Raw genomic sequence first — 12939 nt, 5'->3', positions numbered from 1 at the left:
TGGCAAGTCACACCAGCTCATGGGTGATGCACTCTGACGCAAAAAACCATCTTACCCCGACTGACCAAGACAAGTGGCAGCGCCGACCCAGATCGCAGTAGAGAGGGTCTCAGGCAAGATAAAAATATGACAGGACTAATAGCCTTCGCCGAGTGCTTTATTTGCGCTACCGGCGAGGCTTACTCGTCGCCGCGCATCTCATCACGTCGCATCGGCATGGCGTCGATGATTGAGACCATCTCCGCTACTTCAAAGACATCGTCGCGGCGCTCCTTGACCAAGCCATCCTTACCAATCAACACAACCTGGAACGAACCGTCCGTGGGCATCTCAAAACGATCGGTAAAATAAAGTGAATCAGGGGCCGGTTCAGCTTCGCCAAGATGCACTGCCGCCATGGGACCGTTGATGTCAATGATCAACATGTCACGATCGAGTACTTCCGCTTGCGCCGCTTGCATCACCGCAAGCTGACGCTCAGTGGTCGCCGCGGGGCCGCAAAAAACCAACATGCGATTCTGCCAGCGAGCCGTGCCAAACCACTCGTTGGACTGGGCTTTGGAAAATTGAGGCTGTGAATCAGTGTTCGGTTGATCAGTTGTCATATTCTTATTCCCACAAGCCATGAGTATTGATGCAACGAGCAGAAGCCCTAATGTGATTCGCAACACGTCGTGCAATGCTCGCATATCAATGACTAGCATAACGTTCTTTGTTATTTTTTGGCATTGATCTCATCTTGTCGCATCGGCATCGAGTCAATAATCTTAAAGAGTTCCTTCACTTTGATGATCTCTTCACGGCGAACCTTGACCTCGCCATCTTTGCCAATCAAAACCGCATGAAAATGGCCATCGGCAGGAATGTCAAACCGTGCTGAAAAATGCGTCGATTCAGGAATATCTCGCAAACTACCCATATGCACCGCACCCATCTTGTGATTAATATCAATCACCAGCAGGTCACGCTCCAACACACCATCACGCTGGACATCAAGTTCAGTGAATTGGTCGTTGACTAAACCCCGAGGTCCGTTGACCACCAACATGCGCTGTAACCACTGGAACTGCTCAAACCACTTGTTGGCTTCAGCAGCCGAGTAGTGACTTCGTCGATGCGTCCTGACATGACCCTCAATGTCATACATACGACTGTGCAGTTGTCGCATCTGTTTAAGAATCTGAGTGGTCTCTCGTTCTCGTGAAGCAGGCTGCAAGAGAATCCCCGCCAAGCTACCAGCCAAAGCGGCGAACATGCCGATGCCAAAGATCATCAGGACCACGGCGAGAATCTGACCCGTGTGTGTGATCGGATAGTGTTCGCCATAGCCAACCGTTGAGGCGGTGACCACCGCCCACCAAGCGACATCTTCAGCAGTCTTGATGTTGGCACCTGGGGCCTGTCGTTCCACGGCGAGCACGGCTACACAAATGCCCATCATGCCAGCGATGACGAGTATCAAAGCAAGAGCAATCACCGCCGCGGGGCGATCACGCTGGAACACATCAGTCAAAATTCGGATCGAGCGAATCACACGCAAAATGCGCAGGATGTGCAAGACCCTGATAAAGCGCAAGGTAGGGGTGGCAGGAATAGATGAAATGAGATCCAACCAACCCCAGGTGATCATGTAGTGCTTCTTGGACGGCGCTTTAATAAAGTTGCGCAGAAAGTCGATGAAGAAGATGAGACAGAAAAAGTAATCGAAAATGTCGAGCAGCCGAGCAGACTCACTGCCATCAGTCAGAAGCAGTCGCCAGATCGTGAGGAAGATTGTGACCACCGCTGTCACAGCGATAAAGAAGTCGTAAGCCGTGGGGATCACCGCTGCATGTTCGCTGCCTGTCAGCGATGGGGTGACTTCTGGCTGGCCTTCAATCTTATTCTTCGGCGTGACCGGTGGGGTGTCTGTTGACTTCTCTTCAGGGGTGACCATATGGCCAATTTATCGACGCCGGCAGTAGTTGCAAAATAGTGTGATTCAGAAGCCGCCCTGATTGCCGCGTCCACCGCGTCCACCGCGACCCCCACGCCCACCACCTTGGTTCTCTCGCCGAGGACGCTCCACCTTGTCAGGTTGCTCGGAAGCAGGACGATTCGGATCATAAACCGGGTTTTGGGTTGGCCAGCCCACCTGAATCTCGTCGAGGTGGGTCCGCATCAGACGCTGAAGCTCAGCGGCTCGCTGTGGCTGGGCCAGGGAGAGATCCTGTGATTCGCCAGGATCGGTCGAAAGATCAAAGAGCAAGACTTTGCCGCTGTCATAATTTTCAACCAGCTTCATGTTGCCTTGGATCAGCGCTGACTGTGGTCCATCTGACCCCTGATAGTGGGGGAAGTGGAACGTGACAAAGTCTTTCGAACGCGTGACCTGATCTGTTTTTCCAGTCGCCAGAGGGAGGAAGCTGCCACCTTCAACACCTTGGGGAATTGCTTCTTCGCTCCCGGCCATCTCAACAAAGGTCGGTAGCAGGTCATAGCCAACAATCGTGGTGTCTTGCGTCGCATTGGCCGCGATACCAGGGCCGCGCATAATGAACGGTACGCGAATGCCACCTTCCCACAAGCCACCCTTACCGCCACGCAAAGCGCTACGAGCGCCACCATTGTCAGACATATAGATGATGTAGGTGTTGTCGCCTAACCCAATTTGGTCAACGTAATCAATGAGTTGCCCGACACCCGTGTCGAGATCTTCAGCGAGCGCCGCCATGCCAAGAGCGCGTTCGTTGCCGCGCCGACTTCGTTGCCGGTATTTTTCAATGGTGGCAGCGTTGGCATTCTCAGGGTGATGCAGCGCGTAGTAAGACATCTGTATAAAGAAAGGTTTCTTTTCAGCAACGCTCTGATCAATAAAGGCTTCGGCTCGTTCGGTCATGCCAAAGATATCAACGGGGTTGGGGTCTTTATGGGGGATGGCATCTTCATTGCCAGTCATGCCATCATGAACGTCATAGCCGTGGGCGCCAGGTCCGTTGCTATTGAGATGCCACTTGCCAAAGTGAGCGGTGCGGTAACCAGCGCGCTTAAGCATTTCGGCCACCGTCGCTTCTGCACTGTCGACACGTTGTTTGTTGGTCGGTGGATTAAGTTTGTAGCCTTGCGTAGCGCGCACATTGGGACCAGCCTTCGTCCAGTGCAACTGCCCTGGACTTTTGCCGGTGAGAATGCTGGCCCGCGTTGGTGAACACACCGGCGCCGGTGCATAGGCGTTTGAAAAACGAGTGCCCTGGGCAGCAAGCTTTTCAAGGTTGGGCGTTTGCACCAGTGGACTGGCTGAACGTGGGTTCTGCGGATCCATACGAACCGAAAGGCCATCCCACGATTGATCATCAGAGATCAAAAGAATGATGTTGGGTTGCTTTGAGGCTGGGGTCGCAGGTTTCGTTTCTGGGGTAGGACTGTCTTGTTTCGCATCAGCAAGGGCTGAGATGCTCAAGATGCAACTCATCGCAAGAAGCGATGTGGTGGTCGTCAAGATGGCAATGCTTGATCTCATGGTTCCACATCCTATTGGTGGTCTATGTATGAAAGGGGACAAAAAGGAGGCAAACAGAAAATTGTTGCTGCTTGCCGACCCCTCTGGGCCGATGAAGATTCTCAGACAGGCGTGAGTCGTTCTTGTGGCCTGATAAGACGGCATCATGATGAGGCCTGAAGACCTCTCATAACCTTTGGAGCGATGAAATGGTTGCTGCACTGATATTTCTTCTGCTGTTTGCCACGCTGGTCAGCGCCCGTATCCAGAAACGCTGGTTAGTGGTTTCTCTCTTTATCAGTTGCTTAGTCATTATCTCACTTCTGTTCTGGCATCACGTTACCGACCCTCTCCCCATCAGTCTGTGAGCAATATTTATGTGGTCAAAGATTGAATATGTCTTGCTTCACTTATACATCCTTGGCATCTGCGCGGTGCTGGTTGGTGCCTTTGTTGTCCAAATTTCTGGGAAAGAGTTTCCATGTCCGCTGTGTCTCTTGCAGCGCATGTCGATGATTCTGGCAGCGATGGGACCAGCCTACATTATTCTCAGTGGGCGTCGTCATCACCACATTGGCATGTCAGTCTTGGCCGCTGGTTTTGGCATGGCCATTTTGGCTGCGGTTGGCGGTCTTTCCCAAGCGGCTCGTCAAGACTTGCTGCACATCGCGCCTGGTGACAAAGGATATGGCACACCAGTCTTTGGTTGGCACCTCTATACATGGTCTGTCGTGATCTTCTTAGTGATCATCATTATCAGTGGTATCACCCTGTTAGTTGGTGACAAGTTGGTGGCCGAAAACAATCGCAAGATGCGCTGGTTCTCGCATGTCACCATTTGGATTTTCGGCATCGTGATTCTTGCCAACGCCTTTAACGCACTGGCGATTTCTGGTTGGCACTGGTTCTTGCCAGATAATCCAGACAGCTACCTTCTCTTCCAATAGGTCAGCGACCAGCCCCATCTCAGATTCTTGGTTGATTCCAGAACGGCCTGTTTCCGTCGCAGTAGCGCTGCCGTCGCGCTATTTGGCAGTGCCTAGCAGGCTCGAATGGTTGACATGGTGTTGAGCATCAGCGGCCTTCAGATCGGTTAGAATACGTGGCTCTGGGATTCCCAATGAGCCCATTTTCTGACCTTTCATTTTTAGCGAGAATAAGCACCAGCATGTCAGCATCACCAACCATCATTTATACCCACACCGATGAGGCCCCAGCCCTCGCAACGTATTCTTTTTTGCCGATTGTTCGCGCTTTTGCCGGGCATACCAACATCGAGATTGAAACGCGGGATATCTCTTTGTCCGGCCGAATCGTGGCGCATTTTCCTGATCGGCTCACCAAGGACCAGCAAATACCTGATGCGCTCACTGAGCTTGGTGAGCTTGCTGAATCTCCCGATGCAAACATCATCAAGCTGCCCAATATCAGCGCATCAGTGCCACAGCTTCAAGCAGCGATTGCCGAGCTGCAAGCACGGGGATACGACCTGCCTGATTATCCAGAAGAGCCATCCAATGATGAAGAGCGGCAGATCAAAGAACGCTATGACATGGTCAAGGGCAGCGCCGTCAACCCTGTCTTGCGTCAAGGCAATTCTGACCGACGTGCCCCCAAGGCCGTCAAAGAATATGCCCGTCAGAACCCACACTCCATGGGCGCGTGGTCACCCCAAAGCAAGACCCATGTGGTCACGATGTCAGAAGGCGACTTCTTTTCAAATGAAAAATCAGTAGAGGTTCGAGAGGCCACCAAGGTTCGCATTGAACATGTGTCCAGTGATGGCACCGTGACTGTTCTGAAAGAAGATATTGAGCTACTTGCTGGCGAGATCATTGACGCAACTTTCATGAGCAAAGCGGCTCTGATTCACTTTCTAGAGAAACAAGTTGCTGATGCTCGATCGCAAGGCTTGCTCTTTTCGCTGCACATGAAGGCGACGATGATGAAGATCTCAGATCCCATCATCTTTGGACATGCTGTGCGTGTGTATTTCAAAGCACTCTTTGAAGAATATGGTCAGACCTTCAATAAGCTTGGTGTCGACGTCAACAACGGCTTCGGCGATCTGATGAGCAAGATTGAAAGCTTGCCTGCAGATCAAAAGCAAGCCATTGAAAATGACATTAAGAAGATCTATGAAAGCTGCCCCGATTTAGCGATGGTTGACTCTGATCGCGGAATTACCAACCTGCATGTACCAAGTGATGTCATTATTGATGCTTCAATGCCAGCAATGATCCGCGCCTCAGGTCAGATGTGGAATCCTGCTGGTGAACTACAAGACACACTCGCGGTCATTCCTGACAGCAGTTATGCGGGGGTTTATCAAGCAACCATCGCGTTTTGCCAAAAGCACGGTGCCTTTGATCCGACGACCATGGGAAGTGTTTCCAACGTTGGTCTGATGGCACAAAAGGCAGAAGAGTATGGTTCACACGACAAGACATTCGAAATTGAATCACCTGGAACAGTGCGGGTGGTTGATGCAGCAGGCGACACGCTCATGCATCATGAAGTTCAAACGGGTGACATTTGGCGTATGTGTCAGGTGAAAGATGCCGCAGTCAGTGATTGGGTCAAACTCGCCGTCTCTCGCGCACGTGCGACTGGCGCTCCAGCGGTGTTCTGGCTTAATAGTGCTCGGCCCCATGATGAAAACCTCATTAAGAAGATCGAGATCTATCTCCGAGACCACGATACTAAGGGACTCGAATTCCACATCATGGCCCCAGTTGATGCAGCAACATTCTCTCTAGAGAGACTCAAGGCAGGGGAAGATACGATTTCAGTTACTGGAAACGTGCTGCGTGATTATTTGACTGATCTGTTTCCAATTCTTGAAGTTGGCACCAGCGCTAAGATGCTCTCCATTGTTCCACTGATGAACGGTGGGGGACTCTTTGAAACCGGTGCTGGTGGTTCGGCGCCAAAACATGTGCAGCAGTTTGAAAAAGAGAATCACCTGCGCTGGGATTCGTTGGGCGAGTTTCTCGCACTGGCTGCTTCGCTAGCCCACCTTGGCGAACAGTACAACGATGCCCATGCGAAAGTGCTTGCGGAAACGCTTGATGAGGCAACTGCTCAGTATCTCATCGAAAATAAGTCTCCATCACGAAAGTGTGGTGAGCTTGATAATCGTGGTAGCCACTTTTATGTCGCGATGTACTGGGCTCAGGCGCTGGCATCGCAAACAGCAGATGCTGAATTAGCAGCTCAATTCGTGGAAATCGCCGAGCAGTTAGCAGCCAGTGAAAGTGTGATTGTCGATGAGCTCAATGGCGTGCAAGGCCAAGCAATGAATATCGGTGGTTACTACATGCCAGATCCAGATCAGGCGAATCAGGCAATGCGGCCAAGCCCAACGTTCAATAAAATTGTGGACGCTTGCGCAGCCCAGTGCTGTGAGACAAGTCGCTAATCAACGTGTTCTGGTGCACACGGTCTATTTATGAGTGATCAGAAAATACAACGGTTGGCTCAGCTGGCACTGGATAGTGTGCATCGACCATATCCATACCATCTGACCCATGTGATGCAATCGCCTGGAGCCATCGCATCACCACAGTCTCTGACGCCTGCGTTCTATGGTTGTTTTGATTGGCACTCCGCAGTGCATGGTCATTGGCTCTTGGCACTTGCGGTACGACATGAAGGCAACAGTGATTTCGGGGCCGCCTGTCGAGCAGCGTTGTCGCAGAGTCTGACCAAAGAAAACCTGAAAACCGAATCTGAATATGTTTCCAGTCGCCCTGGCTTTGAGCGTCCCTATGGTTTGGCGTGGCTGCTGATGCTTGATGCTGAACTATCTTTACATCAAGATAAACAAGCAGCCCAGTGGCGTTCGAGCCTGCAGCCGCTGGTAGAAGTCACCGTCGATCATTTATCTTCGTGGCTTCCGAAGCTTACCTATCCCGTGCGGTCTGGTACGCACAATCAGACTGCCTTTGCAATGACGTTGGCATTTGATTGGGCAACACTGGTCGATTGTAAGGCGATGGTGAACCTCATTAAGGATCGAGCGATGGTCTACTTTGCAGATGACCGTGACTATGCGCTCCATTTAGAACCAGGGGGCGAAGACTTTTTATCCCCATCACTGAGCGCCGCATGGCTCATGACTCGCATTCTTAAGAAAGATGCGTTTGGCGACTGGCTTGATCGAACCATGCCCGGGCTTGGTCGGGACTTTGTTTTTGAGCCGGCCCTGCCAAGTGATCGAAGTGATGGAAGACTCTGCCATCTTGATGGGCTTAACCTCAGTCGAGCCTGGATGCTCGCGGCCATCGCAGCGAAAATCGAGAATAAAGATTCACGAGTATCTCAGCTTCAGGCATCTGCTGAGTCACATCAAGCAGCCGGTATGGAAGGGCTTCAATCGGGTCACTACAGTGGATCACACTGGCTCGGTACATTTGCGGCCTACCTTCTATATAGCTAGGCATGCCAAAGGGGCCGACAGTGCGAACAGAGCCTGGGTTTATCAGACAAAAAGAGATTTGATCAGATCGTATGACGGCCAGCACGGAATAACCGTATCAAACAAATGACATCGCAATCATCTTCTTTGAGTGGCATTCATCCGACGCTTGTTTTGGCACTTGTGTGCTGGCTGGGCATGAGCCTCGTGTTGATTGTGCTGGGCTGGATACATGCCGCCGCATTTACAGAAATTGCAGATATGGATATCCGCGTGTTCTACGATGCGGCGCTGGCCGTGCGCAACGGTGATGATCTGTTTGCAGCTTACAGTGATGATCCATATCTCACTTATATATACCCGCCTCTACTTGCTATTGTCTTCACTCCACTGACGCTGCTGTCTCTTGAATCAGCGGCGGTAGTATGGACGGTCATCAGCGTGCTTTTGCTTGCCGCTTGCCTTGTGTTTGGCGGCAGGAATTTTCTAAAAAGGTTTAAAGCTCGGATCGATGTGGCTACTTTGCCGGTGGTTCTCTTTATCAGCGTGTTGTTGTTTTTTCCGCGCATCAAAGCAGAACTTGATCAAGGCCAGATCGACTTTATTGTCTTGTTGGCCATTATCCTTGGGCTGATTTGGATCAATCGCTACCCAGTGCTGGCTGGCATTGCACTGGGCCTTGCCGCGAACATCAAATATCAGACCATTATTTTTCTGCCCTTCTTTGTGGTGCGTGGTTGGTGGTCGGCAGCGATTGGATTTATTGCAGGAGCGCTGGCCGGCGTCCTTTCTGGAGTCTTGGTATTCGGTTGGTATGGCAACCTTGATTATCTTCGGCGAGCCTTTGCGGGCATGGCGTCCATGCTTGGCTTACCAGCGGGAGAAGGTCCGCTGCCGGTCATTCGACCAATGGACTGGGGCGACAGCTTGTCACTAGCGAGTACATTTGCCCGGTGGAGTGATCATGGTGCGGTCGTCATTGGCATGATTGGTCTGGCCGCGCTGATCTGTTTCTTGTTTGCTTGGCTTCTCTATCGTATCAATGGCCAATCACTTTTCTGTGGTCGTACTGGCCTCCATGGTCGAACGGATGAATCGCAGCAGCCATTAATTGCATTGGAGTGGCTTGGTCTGTTGGTCGCAATGGTGGCGTTTGCGCCGCAAACCAAGATGCGGCACCTGGTCTTTTTGCTTCCGGTCATCATGCTCACAGTACAGCTGTTAGTCGTTCGCCGTCAGGGTGTTTGGCGTTTGCCACTTTTGATTAGCCTGATCGTCATGATGATTGGTTTTACCTTGCCGCCAGGATCACCAGAGTCGATGGCGGAGTGGCGTGAGCAATGGCGCCGTGAAGGTGGGCCGACCTGGTGCGCGCTGCTGGTGTTCTTCACCATGCTTTGGACAGGACTTCGCTGGGTCAGATCGAGTCAGCAAATGAAGAGCGAATGCCCTTGAGACAGGGGCTCGCAAGTCTGATCCGTGATCTTTGGATGTTTTCAGGACAGCAATTGCTCTTTATGAGAGCTAATTAATCAAGCGAATTGTGAATGGTATGCGGTAGGGGGGCGTATCTTCGGTCGCGCTCATTGTTTGAATAGCTGCCACCAAGCAAATAATCAGTGAGTAAACGTACAGTGCAATGAGTACGAAAATGCCGACCAGCACCAAAACAAGAATTCCGCCGGCAACGCCAACGATGAAACAAAAGATCAAGAAGTTAATCGCTTCTATCGAGGTTTCACGAACGAATTTGCTCTCTTTACCTTTTGTGTTTAAGAGAACGATAGGAATGATCAAGCTGGCAAATGGAATTGGTATAACAAATGCCCAGAAGGCAAGTGACGCAATGCCAGCGTCTGGCCGTGGCGTACCAGGGCTACTGGTTGGACTCGGAGGCGTCATTTCTGGGAGTTCATTCATTGTCGTACTTTCACTTATGAGCAGTCTGTTTCTTGTTGGTAGAACAATTCTGTATAAGTGTAATCTATTGAAGTAACGTTCGTGATCGCTAGATTTCTGTTACTTGATAAATCGAAACGGAAGTGCATAGCGATATGACGGTGTGTCGGTCTTTGCTTGGATTGTATAAATGCCAGCAATGATGCCGAAGACCGTGCAGTAGAGAAAAACAAGGCACCCCAAGATCCATGCAGGCAATAGAAGTATGACTGTAACAGCCATGACAATCGTAATGATATCTAAGATGACACGCCAAATGCCTACATTGATCGCCTCAATCACGTTGGTGCGAAAGTAGGCACTTTCTTTGCCTTTAACGACCAGCAAAATGATGTTAATGACCCAGGCCAACTGAAGATCACCATCCAGTGAGGGACTGAGGCAATACCAGCTTCCGGATTTGCCGCACCCGAGCCAGAGGGACTTTGTAGGCCCGTGGTCTCTTTTATTTCAGATTTCATTTCGGACATCTTTGACGAGTTGTGTTCGTTGTGTTCATCCATAGAAGCAGTATTGGGGTTCTGGATATCTCATGTCAATAGAACATAGGCGAGGTGGATAACTTGTTTCTAGACACAAACCTTGTGCTCTAAATGGTTTGCTGAGCCATTGTCTTTCTTAGAATTATGATTCCTGGGGGCGTTTCGAAAAAGAAATCCTGTCAAGAGGCAGGTTTTTACGATACACACGTTTGCCAGCTGATAGCCCATCACACAGATTCTGAGACTCTGATCTATAAAAAGAGGTAAAGCGAGCTTATGTCTTATGACGTCATAATGTATGTGGTGATACCGATCTTTTTATTCGTCGTGGCGGGCTATATTTTTCGAAAGTTGGGCAAGTTTGATGCCAGCCAATCGGGCAATCTGATTGGCTACGTCATGAAAGTTGCGATCCCTAGCATGATTATCGTGGCCTTGGCCAGCGAGCCAGTCGAAGAATACCTCCAGTATTTAGCCTTCTTTGGCACGTTTCTTCTCATCACAGTCATCATTTTTATTGTGGCGCTCGTCTTTGCACGGTTCAGAGGCATGCCAATGCTGGAAGGCTCATACTTTTCAGCAACCGCTTGTCTTTCAAATACATGCATGATTGCACTGCCAATTTTAGTGTTGCTGATGGGCAAGCCGGGCGCGGTCTACGGAATTCTTGGTGTCATTGTGCTCATCATTGGCTTGCAGGTGATGTCAGTCATCTATGACTATCACCATGGGGAAGACGGCGACTCAGTTTTAAACAGTACCTTGAAGTCACTTTGGAGCGCGGCTAAGCAGCCTTACTTTGTCGCGATGATCATTGGCATCATCCTCTCAGTGGCAGATTTAACAATCCCTTCAACCATCAATATCACATTGACTTGGCTGGGTAATACCACAGCGCCAGTGGCACTGTTTGCTGTCGGATTAGACTTAGATTTCTCGGTCTTCAAAAGACATCTTCGAGCGATATGCGAATCAGTTGTGTTCAAGCTTATCTTGATGCCGATCTTGGCGTGGTTTTTAGCCGCTTGGATGGGTCTTTCACCAGCTTCTTATGTTGCTGTCGTACTTTGTAGTTCTGTGGCATCAGCAAAGTGCCAATACGCACTGGCCAAGCAAAAGCACATCTACGTTGAGGAAACAGCAGCTATTGTGGCCAGCGCCACGATCCTCTCAATTATCACGCTGGCGATCGTGCTCATTCTGCTGAGTAATCGTGATCCAGATGTGTTTAAGAGAGATGGTCATTTCCATAACGCGACTGATAATCCAGTGCCCAATGTGAGTGAGACAAATAAAGTGGTACCTAAGAGTGATGACAAAGACAAGTCAGCACCTAAGACCAGTGGGCTTGATCAGCTCAGACCTCTCAGCATTGATGCGCAGGAACAACGACTTTGGAGCCATCAGCACAATGTTCGGCTGGTGCTCGTTACCTAGAAAACACAATGATGTAGGTCAGGTAGTGTTTTTTGTTGTAAAGGGCTTCAGCTTAGAAGAAGAGCTTTTAGGCCATTGTTGTAAATGTAGCCGTCACGCCGATAGTAACCAAACAGGCGATATCTTGTTATTCAGTCGACACCAGTGCATTATTGCTGATAAGAATCATGACTAAGCAAACAGAAAAACTAATCGCCGTTTATGGAGCCATGCGTTCCGGTACGACGCTTTTGCGGCTCATGCTGGACCAACATCAAGATGTTTCTTGCCCCGGCGAAACCGATTATGTTTTTGATCATCTTAAGCAGGATGAGCGTGGCGTCTGGCACTGCGAAGTGCATGCACTGAACCAAGATCGAATTTTCCAGATTCATCGTTCGAAATTTCCGGATCCGTTACCCACACCAATGTCTCCGGAGTTCATCGTTGGCTGCTTGTTTGAAAAGGAGCAACACGGCATCTTGATGTTGCACCGTCACCTTGATCGAATACTCGATATCTACCCAGATATGAAGATTATTCATCTGCTGCGCGATCCTAGGGATGTGGCAAGATCTTCAATCGCTATGAATTGGGCCAGCAATGTCTATCACGGAGCTTCACATTGGATTGATACAGAGCTTTTATGGGCCCAATACGGTACGAAGCTTCCCGCGCATCAGGTGTTGACTTTGCACTATGAAAAGCTGATTAAAGAACCCGAATCCCAATTGCAACGGCTGTGTGAATTTATAGGTTTTGATTTTGATTATGACATGCTGAACTATGATCAACGATCGACTTATTCGAAGCCGGATGTGTCGTTGACGTATCAGTGGAAAAGAAAACAAACCCCGTACGAGATTGGTTTAGTCGAAGCGCGCATTGGGCCACTTCTTGAGTCGTGCGGCTATCAACCAAGCGGTCATCCACCAAAGCCATTGGCTGGGCCTCGCAAGCTCTTATTGAATGTTCGGAACCGAGCATCGATTTACCATGGACGTATTAAGCGATATGGTTTTAAGAATTGGTTGACAGCAGGTCTGGCGCAGCGTTTGCGAATGCATCGCTTAAGTGAGGCCGTTCGTCTACGACAACATCAAATTGAAAACAAAAACATTAAATAGCATTGAGTCAGTATTTATCGCCGAAGATAAGCCTTGCTTTTCTTGCGCATGATATTT

At 50.0% G+C, this 12939-nt stretch carries 11 protein-coding genes; 6 read left to right on the top strand and 5 right to left on the bottom strand.

The window, feature by feature from the left end:
- Nucleotides 1-179: 179 nt before the first annotated feature.
- From P8J86_10180 to P8J86_10170, 3 genes are read right to left on the bottom strand one after another with little or no spacing between them, the layout of a single operon-like run.
- A complete protein-coding gene (locus P8J86_10180) occupies nucleotides 180-704 on the bottom strand; it encodes a DUF4174 domain-containing protein (GenBank protein ID MDG2055063.1) in 525 nt (174 codons plus the stop codon).
- An 11-nt stretch (nucleotides 705-715) separates the two neighbouring features.
- Nucleotides 716-1936 carry a DUF4174 domain-containing protein gene (locus tag P8J86_10175; protein ID MDG2055062.1) on the bottom strand — a complete coding sequence of 407 codons (1221 nt, stop codon included), beginning with the start codon at nucleotides 1934-1936 and terminating at the stop codon, nucleotides 716-718.
- A gap of 45 nt (nucleotides 1937-1981) precedes the next feature.
- Nucleotides 1982-3499, bottom strand: coding sequence for a sulfatase (locus tag P8J86_10170; GenBank protein MDG2055061.1), 1518 nt, complete (start codon nucleotides 3497-3499; stop codon nucleotides 1982-1984).
- Between the two features lie 356 nt (nucleotides 3500-3855).
- On the opposite strand from P8J86_10170, the gene P8J86_10165 reads away from it, so the two are divergent.
- From P8J86_10165 to P8J86_10150, 4 genes are all read left to right on the top strand, one after another.
- A complete protein-coding gene (locus P8J86_10165) occupies nucleotides 3856-4425 on the top strand; it encodes a disulfide bond formation protein B (GenBank protein ID MDG2055060.1) in 570 nt (189 codons plus the stop codon).
- Nucleotides 4426-4646: 221 nt separating this feature from the next.
- Entirely contained in the window at nucleotides 4647-6899 is a 2253-nt protein-coding gene (locus tag P8J86_10160; GenBank protein MDG2055059.1) for an NADP-dependent isocitrate dehydrogenase, read from the top strand.
- A 30-nt stretch (nucleotides 6900-6929) separates the two neighbouring features.
- Nucleotides 6930-7919 carry a DUF2891 domain-containing protein gene (locus P8J86_10155; protein MDG2055058.1) on the top strand — a complete coding sequence of 330 codons (990 nt, stop codon included), beginning with the start codon at nucleotides 6930-6932 and terminating at the stop codon, nucleotides 7917-7919.
- 105 nt (nucleotides 7920-8024) lie between these two features.
- Nucleotides 8025-9353 (top strand): glycosyltransferase family 87 protein, encoded by a 1329-nt coding sequence (locus P8J86_10150; GenBank protein MDG2055057.1) that lies wholly within the window; start codon nucleotides 8025-8027, stop codon nucleotides 9351-9353.
- Between the two features lie 69 nt (nucleotides 9354-9422).
- Here P8J86_10150 and P8J86_10145 read toward each other — a convergent pair whose 3' ends face one another.
- Both P8J86_10145 and P8J86_10140 read right to left on the bottom strand, forming a co-directional pair.
- Nucleotides 9423-9818 carry a DUF4870 domain-containing protein gene (locus P8J86_10145; protein ID MDG2055056.1) on the bottom strand — a complete coding sequence of 132 codons (396 nt, stop codon included), beginning with the start codon at nucleotides 9816-9818 and terminating at the stop codon, nucleotides 9423-9425.
- A gap of 99 nt (nucleotides 9819-9917) precedes the next feature.
- A complete protein-coding gene (locus P8J86_10140) occupies nucleotides 9918-10208 on the bottom strand; it encodes a DUF4870 domain-containing protein (protein ID MDG2055055.1) in 291 nt (96 codons plus the stop codon).
- A 407-nt stretch (nucleotides 10209-10615) separates the two neighbouring features.
- Here P8J86_10140 and P8J86_10135 point away from each other — a divergent pair, with 407 nt between their 5' ends.
- On the top strand, nucleotides 10616-11776 hold the full coding sequence (locus tag P8J86_10135) for an AEC family transporter (GenBank protein MDG2055054.1): 1161 nt from the start codon (nucleotides 10616-10618) through the stop codon (nucleotides 11774-11776).
- A gap of 167 nt (nucleotides 11777-11943) precedes the next feature.
- Complete coding sequence (locus P8J86_10130) at nucleotides 11944-12882, top strand: sulfotransferase (GenBank protein MDG2055053.1); 939 nt, start codon at nucleotides 11944-11946, stop codon at nucleotides 12880-12882.
- The last annotated feature ends 57 nt before the right edge of the window (nucleotides 12883-12939 follow it).

It is taken from the genome of Phycisphaerales bacterium (assembly GCA_029268515.1).
GTDB lineage: Bacteria > Planctomycetota > Phycisphaerae > Phycisphaerales > SM1A02 > JAQWNP01.
Note: the sequence above shows the minus strand (reverse complement) of the source record. Positions and strands in the feature narration are given on the sequence as shown.